The following is a 15,622-nucleotide window of genomic DNA, read 5'->3' as shown; positions in this document are numbered from 1 at the left end:
CATAAAATTTATCGTTGGGATGTTATAAAAGGAGAGGTAATCGTAATGTCGGAAATTACAATATCAAATAAGAAACGAAACACTATTATTTTAGTTATGCTCAGCAGTGCTTTTGTCGCGATGCTCAACCAAACATTGCTCAACACTGCACTTCCTGCCATTATTTCAGGTCTTGAAATCACTGAAACAACTGCTCAATGGCTCATTACAGGATTCATGCTTGTTAACGGAATTATGATTCCTATGACTGCATTCCTTATGGATCGGTTTCATACAAGATCACTTTATATTTTTTCAATGAGTGCATTCTTAATCGGTTCCATTATAGCTGCTTTTTCACCATCATTTGGTTTACTTATGTTTGCTCGAGTGATTCAGGCTATTGGTGCAGGTATTTTACTACCATTAATGCAATTCACTGTCTTCACCCTCTTTCCTTCTGAAAAACGAGGATTTGCCATGGGGCTTACAGGAATTGTTGCGCAATCAGCACCTGCAATTGGCCCTACATTAACTGGATTTCTCATAGACAACTTTAGTTGGAGAGCTCCTTTTATCGTAGTTGCAGCAATTGCTATCATTGCCTTTATTATTGGTATTATATTTGTCGAAAGTAATAACGAAACAAAACGTACAGAACTAGATAAAATGTCTGTAATATATTCAACATTTGGTTTTGGATTAATGCTTTACGGCTTTAGTAGTGCCGGTAATCTTGGTTTCTCTTCACCCATTGTTATCATTTCATTAATACTTGGTATTATCATCGTAGGTATCTTTGTCATGAGACAAATTAGAATCGATAACCCATTATTAAATATGCGTGTATTTGCAAATAGAACCTTTTCACTATCTGCATTCGCATCTATGGTACTATTTATCGGTATCGTAGGTCCGGCTTTATTAATACCCATGTATATTCAAACTGGTCTAGGATTGTCGGCTATCTTATCCGGACTCGTCATCTTGCCCGGAGCCATTGTCAATGCATTTATGTCCGTTTATACCGGCAAAATTTATGATAAATATGGTTTGAAAATATTAGCCGTACCTGGATTCATCATATTAATTATTATGACAATTTTACATTGTTTCTTAACTACAGACACACCTTATTGGTATGTTGTCATTATTTACGCTATCAGAATGTTTGCAGTAGCACTCATTATTATGCCGTTAAATACGATTGGTATTAACGCATTAGAAGCAAAAAATATTTCCCACGGCACTGCCATTATTAATTCTTTAAGAATCATTGCAGGCGCTATTGGTACAGCAGTTATGATTACAATATTAACGATTGTTAGATCTAATTACACTGAACATGTTAGTGGTTCGCAAAGTAAAACAGAAATCATGCAACATGCTACAGTGCTTGGTATCAATGCTGCATTTGCCTTCACGGCAATTTTAATGATCATCGGTTTCGTCTTAACCTTAATGATTCGCACTAAAAAAGAAACAATCAATAGCCGTGAAATTTAATATAAAAAATCCCCTCACATCAGTAATGTGAGGGGATTCATTTGATTTGGTCTATGATGTATTTACTGACATGTTGCTTTGGCTTTGTCTAAAAATAATTGTGCCGCTTTTGAAAATGTATGATCCTTACGCCATACTAAATTATGTTTCGAAACTAATTTTGGTTTCAATGGAATGAAAGTAAGTTCACTTTCTGTAGACGTATCAATAATACTGTCCAATGTAATCGCATAACCCAATCCAGCCTTTACCATCCACCCAGCATTGTAAGCCAAATTAAAAGTACTAACGATATTTAAATCGTCAAATTGTGTACCAAACCATTCTGCAAAATCATTTTTATCCAATGTTGTATCTAATACTTGTCTTGAACATATTAATGGTTTATCTACTAGATACTTATTAGTAATATATTTATTTTGTGACAATGGATCACCTTTTTTAACCACAACACCCCAATGATCTGAAGTAGGTAAATACAATGTCTTATATTTATTTAAACTTACTGGTTGAATCAGAATTCCAAAATCTAATAATCCCTTATCAAGCCTATTTGCGATATCGTCCGCATTACCACTATAAATATGAAATTGAATATTAGGGTGTTCATTGTGAATATCCTTAAAAATATTTGCGATAACTTCCATACCTTTTGTTTCACCACATCCTATATACACACTACCTTTAATACTCCTATCAATTACTTTGAATTCTTCTTGTATTTTATTAGACATTTCAAGTAATTCTTCAGCTCTATTTTTTAATAGTTGTCCTTCATCCGTTAGTTGAATATTATGATTACTTCTTTTAAAAAGTTTCACATTTAGCTCTTTCTCTAATTCTTTTATTTGTCTAGATAATGTTGGTTGCGTGATATGTAACGCATTCGCAGCACGCGTAATACTTTCTTCCCTCGCTATTCTCACAAAATATTGAAGTGTCTTTAGTTCCATAAGGCATCTCCTTTGAGTTATTCAAAATAAGCATAACTAAAACTTTAAAATAAGTATTTGTCATATCTCATTCTACCGCCTAAACTAAAATTATTAAAGTTTGGGAGGGACAAATGATGAAAAGAAATAAATTAATCATATTCATCTTAACTATTGGCGTCTTCGGTATATTAAATACTGAAATGGGGTTTATTGGATTAATCCCTCAGATTGCTGAACATTTTAATGTAAGTACATCTACTGCTGGTTGGTTAGTTTCCGTTTTTGCTATAGGCATTGCGATATCTGGACCTATTACGCCTTTATTACTTTCAAAAATAGAACGTAAAAAAGTAATGATTGCTGTACTTGTTATCTTTATTATCAGTAACATTGTCTCATTATTCACAACAAGCTTCAGCATATTACTCATTGCAAGAATCATCCCGGCCATATTTCATCCTGTATACATTGCGTTAGCATTTTCTGTTTCTTCTGATTCCGTTAATTCAAAAGATGCTCCAAAAGCAGTAGCTAGAGTATTTATTGGTGTCTCTGCTGGCATGGTCGTGGGTGTGCCTATCGTTAATTTCTTGGCAAATCAATTCAATTTATATGCTGCGTTAGCATTTTTCGCATTAATTAATATGATTGTATTGATTCTCACTATAATCTTTATACCTAAAATGCCCGCTAAAAAAGCAGTAACATATGGAACACAGTTACGTGTACTTAAACGCCCTTTAACTTGGCTATCCATTATTGTATCTATATTGTTTAATGCTGCAGTTTTTGGTGTCTATAGTTATTTGACCGATTTTTTAAATATTGTAACTAACGCGCCAAGTCATGCAGTATCTATTATTCTCTTTTTATATGGTGCCTCTAATATTTTAGGCAATGTCATTGCAGGTAAGCTATTAACAACGATTCACAAAAAAGCAATTTTTCTTTTACCTTTTTCATTGATAATTATTTATGTGGCCATGTTTGGTATTGGCTCATTTTTAATTCCAATGATGATGATTTCAGTACTTTGGGGTATACTCGCAGGTATTTCAGCAAATATTACACAATATGTCATTATCTCAGTTGCGCCCGATGCACCTGATTTATCAAATGGTATTTTTCTATCTGCTGTGAATTCTGGTACAACCATAGGTACATTTTTTGGCGGCATATTTATTGCAAGTTTAGGATCGAATTTTGTTATCTTTATTGGCATACTGGCCTGTATGATAAATATTTTATTTATCTACTTAAGAAACAGGGAGCTTAAGCAGTTTGAAATAACTTCATAAAAAGCAAAAACCCCTTCATATGTTTTCACTACATGAAGGGGTTAATTATTCAATATTTGTATTTTGGGCATAAAAAAAAGACGAGTTATACTCGTCTTTTAGCCGTTATTATAGTTTAACAACGTTAGCTGCTTGAGGACCGCGGTCGCCTTCAACGATTTCGAATTCAACAGCTTGTCCTTCTTCTAATGATTTGTAGCCTTCTTGAGCGATTGCTGAGAAGTGTACGAATACGTCGTTTCCACCTTCAACTTCGATGAAACCAAAACCTTTTTCTGCATTAAACCATTTAACTGTACCGTTATTCATATTAAATTCCTCCATATGTGCTTTTGCACGAATATTTGTAATCTGTCTTAAAAAATCAAAAGGAGTAAATTCAAAAGAATAAAACTACAAATCAATTTCACGAACTAAATTACTTAATACCTATTATAGCGTTTACTTCTGCGTTTGTACACCCCTAATTGAAAATAACTTTTATTATTTAATCATTCTCGTCATTATATTGTATTGACCGACTTAATTTTCACACGATTCATGCATTGTTCTCAGTTAATTTAAAGATCAAGACAATTTTTATGATTTATGAGTTCACAATATAAAAAGAAAGGCAACTTAATCTATAAGTCCACACTTTCTTAAGTTTAATCCGTAACCGCCTGAGCGCTATTTGTTGATTTTTGTATAATCCTGACCGTGTAACATCCAACGTACATTGTACTTATCCGTAAATGCGCCCATTTTACCACCCCAGAATTGTTCTTCTAAAGGCATTTCAACATCTACCGCTTCTTTAACACGACGATATAACGCTTCAACTTCTCTTGTGTCATCTTCATTATTAATATCATAGTCTATTAATAATGAAATACCATTGTTAATTCTTTCTGCTCTACCAAATGAATCAGATGCAAGCACTGTAGTACCAGCAATATCAAATCGCGCATGCATTGTCGCATTAGCTGCTTCTGCTTCACTCATATTAAAATGAGCTGCTTGATCTTTACCAACTGGTAATCTTGTAATATTTGTAGCACCAAATACTTCTTCATAATATGCTAATGCTTCTTTTGTATTTTCAAAATTCAAATAAGGAAAAATTGTTGTCATCCTGACACCCCATTGTTTAATTTATACTTGCTTTGCATATTATTACATAAGCTATAAAATAGTGGTATTTTAACTCCGAATTACACAATTTATTTTCGTTTAATTTGTAATGATACAACCAGAACCTATATCATCACACTTTTTTCTTATAAAATTCATGATCTTGCTAACATACTTAGAATAATCTTTTCCTTTTTTGTCTCTAATTTTATCACTTACTTTATACTAGCCTTGTTCTAACTTACCGTTTTCTACATATTTATTTAAGTTATGCTTAAGTTTTTGTTTCACTAATTTGCTCTCCCTATAATTATTTCAGTCCACTCCATTTTCATTGTTGTTACATTATGTTTCTCAATACCAAATCATTTTAATTATGTGCTTAATTTAATACTTTTAGTTTTCTTAATTTAAAAATATCCTCGCACTTATTACAGTACAAGGACATTCATTTTAACATTTTTCAATTTTAAAACAGCATGTTATCTTATTTACAAAGTAACATAATATAACTTTTAATAACATATATTATTTAAGTTATTAAATGCTGGAAGGTGTGTCGAAAATCAACTTACTATTAAAAATCCTTTTAGGTATACTTTTCGTCAGTATCAGTTCTTGGAACAACACCATTTCTACACGACAGAAGGTTAATAAAAAAGCTGAAAAACATCGCACTGAACCAATGACAGGGGAACAGTTTCGTTTCATGTTTTTTCTAAATGTGACGATGTCTACTGGTTTTTATTTACTTTTGGTTCATACCTTTTTTAATTAAAAGTATAAAATTCAGTGCTTAAGTACATACAACAACTCGAAATTATGGAATAAATACATTACTTTCACTATCCTCAGGATAATAATAACCATTTGGAATTGATTGTAACTCTATCAGACTATGCCATGGCGATTTTAAATATACACTACTGCTACCTTCACTGTCTTCATATCTAGAGTTATCATGTTTCTCAGATAAAGGGCTCGCTCCTGCATCAACAGCTTGTTGAATTGCACGATCCATATCGTCGACAAATAACGAAATATGATGATACCCATTATCTTCCAACTCAAGTGGTTCCCTTTTATCGTCACTTTCTATCTCAAACATCTCAATATTCGGACCATTGCCAATCACAATCATACGTTGTTTAACAATAGCAGACCCCTTAGATAGGCCTAACATGCGCTCTACTTCTGGACCTTTTCTAGGTTCATCATCGTAAGTTAAGCCATCATATGCATATTTCGCATCAAAGGCATCTTTCAAAAATTTAAATGCTACTTCAATATTAGGCACTGTCATGCCAATATGGTTAATACCTCTTATATTACTTATTTTATCTTCCTCCAATTTATAAACGTTTTAATTGTATACCCTATTTAAAATGAGTTTAATAATTGCAGTATATCATCCATTTTTTACAGAAAAAAGCACACCTTATTTTTATTTATAAGGCGTGCTTGTAGATTTATTATTTTGTTAAATTGTTTTCAGATACTCTTCGCCTTGTTTTTTATCATAAACACCTTCTGTTTTAGCGATAAAGATTGTAGCTACTGAGTTTCCTAATACGTTTACACATGTTCTAAGCATTTCAAGTATTCTATCTACACCGATAATCAATGCTAAACCTTGTGGATTTAATCCTACAGATCCTAATGTAGTTAGTAATACTACGATTGAGGCTCCTGGTACACCCGCCATACCTTTAGACGTTAACATTAATGTAATCATTAATAAGATCTGTTCACCAATACTTAAATCAACACCATATAATTGAGCAACAAATAGCGCCGCAATAGATTGGTACATGGCCGCACCATCAAGGTTAAATGAATAGCCGGTTGGTAGTACGAAAGATGCAATATCTCTCGGCACACCAAAACGCTCCATTTTTTTCATTACTGTAGGTAATACTGCTTCTGAACTTGCAGTCGAGAATGCCAACATTAAATCGTTCTTTAATAGTTTGATAACTTGTGTAATTCTTACACCACAAACTCTTGAAACAATGCCTAATACAATGAAAATAAAGAATAGCATTGCAATTACCACAGTTAAACACAATTTGAACAATGGAATTAATGCAGATAATCCGAAAGTAATAATCGTTGTAGTAATAAATGCAAATACTGCAATTGGTGCTAATAATAATACTTTTCCAATCATCCAGAATACTGCTTCTAGTGCACCGCCTAAAAAGTCTTTAACCGGTTGTGCTTTTTGTCCAATTGCCGCTAATGCTAAACCAAAAAATACTGAGAAGAATATAACTGGTAATAATTCTCCAGAAGCAAATGCCTCGAAGATATTCGTTGGTATAATATTTACAATTGTATCGATCAAGTGATTGCCATATGTAGATTGTTCTGCAGCTTTTGCAGTTGATTCATATTTAGAAATATCACCTTTTGGAAGCAAATCAGGATTTAGTCCAACACCTGGTTTGAATAAATTACCAAAAATCAAGCCCATAAATATCGCGAAACTTGTCATAATAACAAAGTATAATAATGTCTTACCACCGTAACGTCCAATCGTTTTTGTATCCCCTACATTTGAGATCGATAACGCTAAAGAACAGAATACGATAGGTACGACTAACATTTTAATTAAATTTATAAATACATCGCCAAAAGGTTGTATATAATTAATTACATCTTTATTTCCATGTAATATACTTCCTAAAATTATCCCTAGCACTAATGCTATGATAATTTGTGTCGGTAAGTTTATTTTTTTGATAACTTTCACTCTTGTTCATCCCCTTTTTCAACCTAACATTGTCCAAATGCTAGTTTTCTACAAAATATATTTTATCATAAACAAAATTCCACTCATATATTAAATTTACATGCTTTTAAAATTATTTATGATTTTTAATTTTATGCAGACATTCAATTAAGAATTTATAAATTATTTTGAAAGGGATTATAAACTGATAAACCCTGTCACCAAAGGTTATTTGCGCATATATAAGTATTTTAAAGGTCATTTTTTAATTGTGAACAAATTTGTGAACAGTAATAAAATAATCATCAAAATTCAGGCTTATTTGTTTATTTAAATGCCTAATATTGAATAAATATAAACGTGATTTTGTAAAATCATGCTACCTCATTTCATGATATACATGGTTGGTTTGATGTTATTTAAATTACTTTTGAATATATGTTATTTTTAAAATATAGTGTATAAATATTTAAGGAGGGGTATCTTGATAGAAAACAAAGAAAGTTTTACATTACTCTATCAAGCTATTAGTGAACTTGCAGCAGAAATGGGAGATAATCAGTTTGAAACTAAATCTATTAATCTCATATTTTTAGATCTAGATATCGAACATGAATACTTTGACAAACTATTTCTAGCATTCATACAATATGTGAGCAGGCATAAAGGAGAAGCTATCTCATATAAGAATTTACTAGTTTTAATAGAAGACAAGATGCCACGAGACTTATCACTTCATATCAAACATAAAATTATCATTGGCTTTGCTAATAATTATTTACCAGAACTCAAACCAATTGCAGATGATATAAAATCTGCTATCTTTAATCAAGTGAATAAACAAATAGATCTTGAATGATTCTTGACGCACTTCATTATGATGCCTTTGCACAGTTTGACACTTTATATATAAATACGTTAAATTTCATTTATAAAATATTTAGGAGTATTTATATTGAAAACAGCATTATTCTTCGTCACAATTTTTGTATTTTCAATGATTTGGTCAATGATTATCATTAACTATTTACCGGATGCAGCAACTGGTAATAAACGTGATAAGACACGTTACAGTGAAAAACAGCGTTTAATCATTTTAGAAACATTGTCTAGAACTTGCACTTGGTTCATTTATTTTTTAGTCATTTCAATTCTCACAAGGTATTTAGGGCCGTCAAACACAAACTTTGATTTAATATCTAAGTACCCCCTAATCACGGTCTTAATTGCCTTGATTATACTTGGGGTTTTGAACTATTTGTTTGTTAAGAAAAAATACAAGACTACTGATTAACACTTGTAATCTATGAATCAAAAAGCGCTTTTTAATTTCGAAAAGACGCTTTTTACTCATTCAATGAAATCACCAAGTACATCATTCTAATAAGTTAAATAACGCTGTTACAGCCATTAAAACTCCTAAGTTGATAAACATTGGTTTTTCATATTTTTGTTTATATTGCTCATAATCATATTCGCTAATTTTCTTATTTTTCAATTTCCAAAATACAAGTACAAAATAGATGGATTGGAACATTAAAATACAAAATGAAACGAGCAATGCCACGTATAATATCATTTTTAATATACTCATATAAACACCCACTTACTATTAATTAATCACTCGCGTTGAATTAATAACCTTAATGGTTAAGCTTTCTTGCCATACCTCATTAAAATTTATACTTTTCCAAACAAAACTGTATACCCCATCTAAAGCGATTTTAAATTAATTGCTGTACTTAATTTTTCCAGCTAAATCTGCGATTGTCTGGTCATCCCCTTGATTAATCGTGACCGTTTCAACATTCTCTTCAATCGCTTTTGTTGTTGCTTCTTTCATATTTGCATCAGTCCTTGAATCACGCCAATCATATGGAACATTTTTATATACATTGATTGACCCATCACCATTGCTACTATATGTCACTGAACCACCTACACCCATAGGAGCTTTTAATTTTACAACGTCTTCTTTAAAGACAGCACTGTCCTCAGCTTGTGGATTTACTTTAGAACCTTTTGGCAATTTTTCTACATTTAATGAATCCATACCATCCATATTATTTTTCAGTGGTCCTAGTTGATTCCACACGCGAGCATACTCAATTTCTTCATTATTGTATTGATTTAAAGCACCTTCGTCTTCATCAGTTGTTTCATTCTTGTCTTGAGCAGACTGATTACGTCCATCATTGTTTGTATTGGTATTTTGTTGCTCTGTTTTTTGTTCATTTTGTTTGCTGTTGTCTTTGTTCTTTTCCGATTTGTCTTTATCTGAGTTGCTCGTGTTATCTGTATTTTCACTTTTTTCTTTAGGTTCGTTATTTTCTGAAGCTTCGTTATTACAACTTGCTAATAGAACTGATAGACTCACGGCAAATGTAGCAATAATAGTCTTTTTCATAACAGCAGCCAACCCCTCTTATCAAATTATTAAGTTTACAATAACATATTTCTAATCCGTTTACATTGTACTCAACATTAAAACTATCCATAATAGTTTTTTGAAAACGGCTATTTTAATGGTTATTTTTCAACAATTTTACTTAATCACTTTTTAAACAGATGTTCATTGTATTGTTAACAACATATTATCTTTATACTACGCTTAGAAAAAAAGGTGACTATTCATGCATTTACCAATACCAATTGCGATTGTCTTGGGAATTATTTTTGTTATTCTTTATACTTATATCGGTATGAAATTAACACTTAAACACCATAATCATAAAAGAAAACATTATAATGTAGAACCGATGTCTAAACTACGCATCTACGTCGAAGCATTCTTCTTTGTATTAGCTGGCATATCATTTGTGTCACTACTTATTTACATAGGATATTTTAGCTAGATAGCGACTTTTGTAATATATACGTGGTCAGAAAATTTTAATTTGGTTTTTATAATTTCAAATCCACAAAAACGACCCCTTAAGCCTATGCCTAAGGGGTTACTTCATTCTATACGATTATTCCCACTCAATTGTGCTTGGTGGCTTAGATGTAATGTCATAGACAACGCGGTTAACGTGGTCCACTTCATTTACAATACGACTAGAAATCTTCTGTAAGACTTCCCAGTCGATACGTGCAAAGTCACTTGTCATACCATCAATGGATGTAACAGCACGGATGCCTACCGTGTGATCGTATGTACGGTAGTCTCCCATAACACCTACAGATTGGATGCCAGGTAACACTGTGAAATACTGCCAAATCTCACGTTCAAGACCTTCCTCACGGATGACCTGTCTTAAAATGGCGTCTGATTCACGTACAATTTCAAGTTTGTCTTCTGTGATTTCACCAAGTACACGGATACCTAATCCAGGACCTGGGAACGGCTGTCTCCATACTAAATGTTCAGGAATACCTAACTCGATACCTAATTCACGCACTTCATCTTTAAACAGTGTATTGATGGGTTCGATTAATTGGAACTCCATGTCTTCTGGTAAACCACCCACATTGTGGTGTGATTTGATTGTTTGTGCTGTCTTCGTACCAGATTCGATAACGTCTGTATATAATGTACCTTGTGCTAAGAAATCCACACCTTTTAATTTAGATGCTTCATCATCAAATACATAGATGAATTCATTACCGATGATTTTACGTTTTTGTTCTGGATCAGAAACACCTTGTAATTTGCTCATGAATCGTTCTTGTGCATCGACACGAATAATATTCATGTTGAAACCTTCACCAAATTGTTCCATAACCATGTCGCCTTCGCCTTTACGTAATAAACCATGGTCTACAAAGATACACGTCAGTTGGTCGCCAATCGCTTTGTGTAACAATACAGCTACTACAGATGAGTCAACGCCACCACTCATCGCACATAGGACTTTACGGTCGCCAACTTGATTACGAATTTTTTCAATTTCAATCTCAATGAAGTTTTCCATTGACCATTCACCTGTACAGTCACATACACGACGTACAAAGTTACGAAGTAAATCGTTTCCGTATTCTGTGTGACGTACTTCTGGGTGGAATTGCACACCATAGATGCGACGAGATTTATCTTCAATTGCTGCATAGTTGGTACTTGGGCTATCAGCAATCACTTCGAAACCTTCTGGAATTTCGATCACTTTATCTGAGTGGCTCATCCAAACATTTTGTTCTTCTGGTAAACCAAAGAATAACTCATCAGTCTTCGCATTAATAATGGCTTTACCATATTCACGTTCATTGGCACGCTCTACTTTTCCACCTAAAAGTTTTGTAGTTAGTTGCATACCATAACAAATACCTAAAATAGGTACTCCCAAGTTATAAATTTCTGGGTCAATTGTGAATGAATCTTCTTCATAAACTGAGTTAGGACCACCAGAAAGGATAATCCCTTTAGGATTTAAACGTTTAATTTCTTCCATGCTAATCTCGTGGTCATGTAATTCACTATATACACCCATTTCACGAATGCGTCGTGTAATTAATTGGTTGTATTGGCTACCAAAGTCTAAAACAAGTATGAGCTCTTGCTCTTTCGCCATTTCCATATCTTTTTTATCTCCTTTTAACTTAGAATGAATAATTTGGTGATTCTTTTGTAATTTGAACGTCATGTGGATGACTTTCTGCTAGTCCAGCAGGTCCCATGCGCGTAAATTGTGCTTCTTCTCTTAATGCTTCTAAGTTTCTAGAACCTGTATAACCCATACCAGATCTTACGCCGCCCATAAGTTGATAAATTGTATCTTGTAATGAACCTTTATATGCAATACGACCTTCGATACCTTCTGGCACGAATTTTTTAGGTGCTTTATCTTCTTGGAAATAACGGTCGTTTGAGCCGCTTTCCATTGCGCCTAATGAGCCCATACCTCTATATACTTTGTACTGTCTGCCTTGGAATACTTCTGTAGCTCCTGGGCTTTCTTCAGTACCAGCAAGTAGACTACCTAACATAACTGCATGGCCACCAGCCGCTAATGCTTTGATGATGTCTCCAGAGAATTTAATCCCGCCATCAGCAATAATTGCTTTACCATGTTTGCGCGCTTCTGTTGCACAGTCATAAACTGCTGTAATTTGCGGTACACCAACACCAGCAACGACACGTGTTGTACAAATAGAACCAGGACCAATACCAACTTTCACTACATCAGCACCCGCTTCATATAACGCTTTTGTACCTTCGGCTGTAGCTACGTTACCTGCGATTAATGTAACTTGTGGGAATGTTTCTTTAATATGTTTAACTTGCTCTAATACACCTTTAGAGTGACCATGAGCTGTATCAATAACTAATGCATCTACACCAGCTTCTACTAATTTTTGAGCACGGATGTCTGTATCTTTAGCAATACCGATAGCAGCACCAACTAATAAGCGGCCGTGTTCATCTTTTGCAGAATTAGGGAATTCTAGTACTTTTTCAATATCTTTAATTGTAATCAGACCTTCTAAACGGCCTTCTTTAACTAATGGAAGTTTTTCTATTTTATGTTGTTGTAATAACTTTTCTGCTTCATCTAATGTCGTACCAACTGGAGCTGTAACGAGTTGCTCTTTTGTCATCACATCAGAAATTTTAATTGAGAAGTCTTCAATAAAGCGTAAATCACGGTTAGTAATAATACCGACAAATTGTCTGTCTTCTTTATTATTCACAATTGGCACACCTGAAATACGATATTTACCCATTAATGCTTCTGCTTCAAAAACACTTTCTTCTGGAGTTAAAAAGAATGGATTTGAAATAACGCCATTTTCTGAACGTTTTACTTTTTGTACTTCATCAGCTTGATCTTCAATATTCATATTTTTATGAATAACACCAAGTCCACCTTGTCGTGCCATTGAGATTGCCATTTTTGATTCAGTTACTGTGTCCATACCTGCTGAAATAACAGGGATGTTTAATTTAATACCTTCTGATAATTGCACACTTAAATCCACTTCTTTCGGTAACACATCTGATTCTGCTGGTAACAGTAACACATCGTCAAAAGTTAAAGACTCTTTTTCAAATTTATTTTCCCACATACGCTTACAGCCTCCTAATATTTGTTTGATAACATCATTATTTCATAACTTCCGTATCTTGTTGCTGTTTTATACCATTAAAAAAGAAATTCAAAATAATTGCTGAAATTGCGCCAAGAACAATACCGTTTTGTGTTAACCATGCAAATTGCTCACCCAAAGCTTTGAACGCTTGCGGTACTGCACTTATACCCGTTCCTAGTCCAACTGATACAGCAATAATCAATAAATTATTTTGATTCTTAAAATTAATATTACCTAATATACTAACACCATATGCCATGACCATGCCAAACATTGCTATCATCGCTCCACCTAATACTGGTAGAGGAATCATATTAGCAAGTGCACCCAATTTAGGAATACAACCACAAATGATTAACAAGATGACCATGCCATAGATAACTTTATTCTTTTTCGCACCAGATAATGACACTAACCCAACATTCTGTGAATAAGCGGTATACGGAAACGCATTAAAGATTGAACCTAAAATGATAGCAATACCTTCTGCTGTATAACCTTTTCGGAAATCTTTACGTTCCAATTTTTTACCTGTAATTTCACTCAATGCGTGATATACACCAGTTGATTCTATTAAGCTGACTAATGCGACAATAAAGAATACGAGCGTTGCACCTAAGTCAAAGCTAAACGTTGAGAACCTAAATGGTTGTGGTAAAGAGAACCAATGTGCTGTGCCAACTTGATTAACATCCACGATACCAAAGAGTGCAGCTAATACTGTGCCAACAATCAGTCCAATAAGTATGGCAATAGATTTTAGAAATCCAGCAGTAAAACGCTGTACAATTAAAATGATGATCAGCGTAACGACACCTAAGATGATATTTTTAGGATCACCGTAATGTTTATCACCTTCACCGCCTGCTAAGTAGTTCATCGCAACTGGCATCAAATTGATACCAATAATCGTAACGACACTTCCTGTAACTACGGGTGGAAAGAACCTAACTAAATAAGAAAAGAATGGTGCGATAAGAACTACTAGTATACCCGATAAGAATAATGAACCATATAAGTCACCAATACCTTTTGTTTGTCCAATTAAAATCATCGGTGCCACAGCTGTAAATGTACAGCCTAATACGATTGGTAGTCCTGTTCCTGTGCCTTTCCATACTTGTAAGAAGGTTGCTACACCACACATGAAAATATCAACTGTTACTAAAAAAGCGATTTGTTCTGGCGTGAAATCTAAGCTAGTACCTACAATAATAGGAACCAGTATCGCACCTGCATACATCGCTAATAAATGTTGTAAGCTTAAGATGAACGTTTTCATGCTTCGTCTCCTACAAACGTCACTTTATTACCACTTAATGATGCCACTTTACATAAAGATGAAACGGTTAAACCAGCTTCTTCTAAACGTTCTCTGCCTGGTTGAAAGCTTTTCTCTACGACAATACCTATACCTACCGTTGTAGCCTTAGCTTGTTTCACAATTTCATTTAGCCCAAGTGAAGCATCACCATTGGCTAAGAAATCATCGATGATTAGTACGCGATCATTTTCACCTAAAAACTCATCAGACACGACAACGGTACTTGTCGTATTTTTTGTGAAAGAATGAATCTCTGCTTGATAAACACCTTTTTTCAATGTACTCGGCTTCGCTTTTTTAGCAAAAAGACAAGGTACGTCGAAGTGCATCGCGGCCATAATTGCTGGTGCAATACCTGAAGCTTCTATCGTTAATATCTTCGTAATACCTTCATCTTTAAATTGCTCATAAAATGTTTGTCCCACGTCGTGCATTAACCTTGCGTCTATTTGATGATTTAAAAAACCATCAACTTTCAATATCTTTTCATCAATCACAACACCATCTGCTTCAACTTTCTGCTTCAACAAATCCACTCGAAAAAACCTCCTCATTTTGTGTACAAAAAAAATCCTAAACTAACTTAGTTTCAGGATCTATGAGTGAACGTGCAATACCAAAGCAGCATCGTTTCAATTACAATATATGTCCTTAAAATTAATTTTTTTACATTCATTTCCCTTTAACTATGTAAAAAAAGTATTCT

16 protein-coding genes are annotated in these 15,622 nt (G+C 33.6%); 5 read left to right on the top strand and 11 right to left on the bottom strand.

Annotated elements, in window-relative coordinates; translation table 11 throughout:
• Window positions 1–45 precede the first annotated feature (45 nt).
• On the top strand, window positions 46–1,485 hold the full coding sequence (locus tag ACP7BT_RS12305; protein ID WP_426303779.1) for an MDR family MFS transporter: 1,440 nt from the start codon (window positions 46–48) through the stop codon (window positions 1,483–1,485).
• Window positions 1,486–1,547: 62 nt separating this feature from the next.
• Here ACP7BT_RS12305 and ACP7BT_RS12300 read toward each other — a convergent pair whose 3' ends face one another.
• Entirely contained in the window at window positions 1,548–2,438 is an 891-nt protein-coding gene (locus tag ACP7BT_RS12300; RefSeq protein ID WP_041079852.1) for a LysR family transcriptional regulator, read from the bottom strand.
• Window positions 2,439–2,554: 116 nt separating this feature from the next.
• On the opposite strand from ACP7BT_RS12300, the gene ACP7BT_RS12295 reads away from it, so the two are divergent.
• On the top strand, window positions 2,555–3,718 hold the full coding sequence (locus tag ACP7BT_RS12295; RefSeq protein ID WP_041079851.1) for an MFS transporter: 1,164 nt from the start codon (window positions 2,555–2,557) through the stop codon (window positions 3,716–3,718).
• Between the two features lie 108 nt (window positions 3,719–3,826).
• On the opposite strand, the gene cspD is transcribed toward ACP7BT_RS12295, so the two are convergent.
• The 4 genes from cspD to ACP7BT_RS12275 all read right to left on the bottom strand — a co-directional run bounded on the left by cspD (window position 3,827) and on the right by ACP7BT_RS12275 (window position 7,586).
• Complete coding sequence (gene cspD / locus ACP7BT_RS12290) at window positions 3,827–4,027, bottom strand: cold-shock protein CspD (RefSeq protein WP_011303913.1); 201 nt, start codon at window positions 4,025–4,027, stop codon at window positions 3,827–3,829.
• Window positions 4,028–4,387: 360 nt separating this feature from the next.
• Window positions 4,388–4,831 carry a VOC family protein gene (locus ACP7BT_RS12285; protein WP_041079850.1) on the bottom strand — a complete coding sequence of 148 codons (444 nt, stop codon included), beginning with the start codon at window positions 4,829–4,831 and terminating at the stop codon, window positions 4,388–4,390.
• 820 nt (window positions 4,832–5,651) lie between these two features.
• Window positions 5,652–6,167, bottom strand: coding sequence for a VOC family protein (locus ACP7BT_RS12280; protein ID WP_041079869.1), 516 nt, complete (start codon window positions 6,165–6,167; stop codon window positions 5,652–5,654).
• Between the two features lie 144 nt (window positions 6,168–6,311).
• Window positions 6,312–7,586 (bottom strand): dicarboxylate/amino acid:cation symporter, encoded by a 1,275-nt coding sequence (locus tag ACP7BT_RS12275; protein ID WP_037539127.1) that lies wholly within the window; start codon window positions 7,584–7,586, stop codon window positions 6,312–6,314.
• A 463-nt stretch (window positions 7,587–8,049) separates the two neighbouring features.
• On the opposite strand from ACP7BT_RS12275, the gene ACP7BT_RS12270 reads away from it, so the two are divergent.
• Both ACP7BT_RS12270 and ACP7BT_RS12265 read left to right on the top strand, forming a co-directional pair.
• The gene (locus ACP7BT_RS12270; RefSeq protein ID WP_041079849.1) at window positions 8,050–8,424 is read left to right on the top strand and encodes a hypothetical protein; all 375 of its coding nucleotides are present in this window, start codon (window positions 8,050–8,052) and stop codon (window positions 8,422–8,424) included.
• Window positions 8,425–8,520: 96 nt separating this feature from the next.
• Window positions 8,521–8,859, top strand: a complete 339-nt coding sequence (locus tag ACP7BT_RS12265; RefSeq protein ID WP_041079848.1) for a hypothetical protein — start codon at window positions 8,521–8,523, stop codon at window positions 8,857–8,859.
• Window positions 8,860–8,940: 81 nt separating this feature from the next.
• On the opposite strand, the gene ACP7BT_RS12260 is transcribed toward ACP7BT_RS12265, so the two are convergent.
• Both ACP7BT_RS12260 and ACP7BT_RS12255 read right to left on the bottom strand, forming a co-directional pair.
• Window positions 8,941–9,159, bottom strand: a complete 219-nt coding sequence (locus ACP7BT_RS12260; protein WP_037539129.1) for a hypothetical protein — start codon at window positions 9,157–9,159, stop codon at window positions 8,941–8,943.
• A 135-nt stretch (window positions 9,160–9,294) separates the two neighbouring features.
• Complete coding sequence (locus tag ACP7BT_RS12255; RefSeq protein ID WP_037539130.1) at window positions 9,295–9,972, bottom strand: hypothetical protein; 678 nt, start codon at window positions 9,970–9,972, stop codon at window positions 9,295–9,297.
• Between the two features lie 226 nt (window positions 9,973–10,198).
• Between ACP7BT_RS12255 and ACP7BT_RS12250 the strand changes: the two genes are divergently transcribed.
• Complete coding sequence (locus ACP7BT_RS12250) at window positions 10,199–10,420, top strand: hypothetical protein (protein ID WP_011303922.1); 222 nt, start codon at window positions 10,199–10,201, stop codon at window positions 10,418–10,420.
• Window positions 10,421–10,537: 117 nt separating this feature from the next.
• Here the strand turns inward: ACP7BT_RS12250 and guaA are convergent, their stop codons facing one another.
• From guaA to xpt, 4 genes are read right to left on the bottom strand one after another with little or no spacing between them, the layout of a single operon-like run.
• Complete coding sequence (gene guaA, locus ACP7BT_RS12245; RefSeq protein WP_002484263.1) at window positions 10,538–12,079, bottom strand: glutamine-hydrolyzing GMP synthase; 1,542 nt, start codon at window positions 12,077–12,079, stop codon at window positions 10,538–10,540.
• Between the two features lie 22 nt (window positions 12,080–12,101).
• A complete protein-coding gene (gene guaB, locus ACP7BT_RS12240; protein WP_002484264.1) occupies window positions 12,102–13,568 on the bottom strand; it encodes an IMP dehydrogenase in 1,467 nt (488 codons plus the stop codon).
• Between the two features lie 37 nt (window positions 13,569–13,605).
• Window positions 13,606–14,874, bottom strand: a complete 1,269-nt coding sequence (gene pbuX / locus ACP7BT_RS12235) for a xanthine permease PbuX (protein WP_002484265.1) — start codon at window positions 14,872–14,874, stop codon at window positions 13,606–13,608.
• A complete protein-coding gene (gene xpt / locus ACP7BT_RS12230) occupies window positions 14,871–15,452 on the bottom strand; it encodes a xanthine phosphoribosyltransferase (protein WP_002484266.1) in 582 nt (193 codons plus the stop codon). Before xpt ends, pbuX begins: the two co-directional genes overlap by 4 nt.
• Between the last annotated feature and the right edge of the window lie 170 nt (window positions 15,453–15,622).

This window comes from Staphylococcus sp. Y174-1, from assembly GCF_049897865.1.
Lineage (GTDB): Bacteria > Bacillota > Bacilli > Staphylococcales > Staphylococcaceae > Staphylococcus > Staphylococcus saprophyticus.
This window is presented reverse-complemented; position numbering and strand designations above follow the sequence as displayed.

Bases quoted from the DNA above. Each gene is read 5' to 3' on its own strand.
- ACP7BT_RS12305 (WP_426303779.1), top strand. From the start codon at position 46: ATGTCGGAAATTACAATATCAAATAAGAAACGAAACACTATTATTTTA.
- pbuX (WP_002484265.1), bottom strand. From the start codon at position 14,874: ATGAAAACGTTCATCTTAAGCTTACAACATTTATTAGCGATGTATGCA.
- guaB (WP_002484264.1), bottom strand. From the start codon at position 13,568: ATGTGGGAAAATAAATTTGAAAAAGAGTCTTTAACTTTTGACGATGTG.
- ACP7BT_RS12255 (WP_037539130.1), bottom strand. From the start codon at position 9,972: ATGAAAAAGACTATTATTGCTACATTTGCCGTGAGTCTATCAGTTCTA.
- ACP7BT_RS12260 (WP_037539129.1), bottom strand. From the start codon at position 9,159: ATGAGTATATTAAAAATGATATTATACGTGGCATTGCTCGTTTCATTT.
- ACP7BT_RS12295 (WP_041079851.1), top strand. From the start codon at position 2,555: ATGAAAAGAAATAAATTAATCATATTCATCTTAACTATTGGCGTCTTC.
- ACP7BT_RS12300 (WP_041079852.1), bottom strand. From the start codon at position 2,438: ATGGAACTAAAGACACTTCAATATTTTGTGAGAATAGCGAGGGAAGAA.
- guaA (WP_002484263.1), bottom strand. From the start codon at position 12,079: ATGGAAATGGCGAAAGAGCAAGAGCTCATACTTGTTTTAGACTTTGGT.
- cspD (WP_011303913.1), bottom strand. From the start codon at position 4,027: ATGAATAACGGTACAGTTAAATGGTTTAATGCAGAAAAAGGTTTTGGT.
- ACP7BT_RS12285 (WP_041079850.1), bottom strand. From the start codon at position 4,831: ATGACAACAATTTTTCCTTATTTGAATTTTGAAAATACAAAAGAAGCA.
- ACP7BT_RS12250 (WP_011303922.1), top strand. From the start codon at position 10,199: ATGCATTTACCAATACCAATTGCGATTGTCTTGGGAATTATTTTTGTT.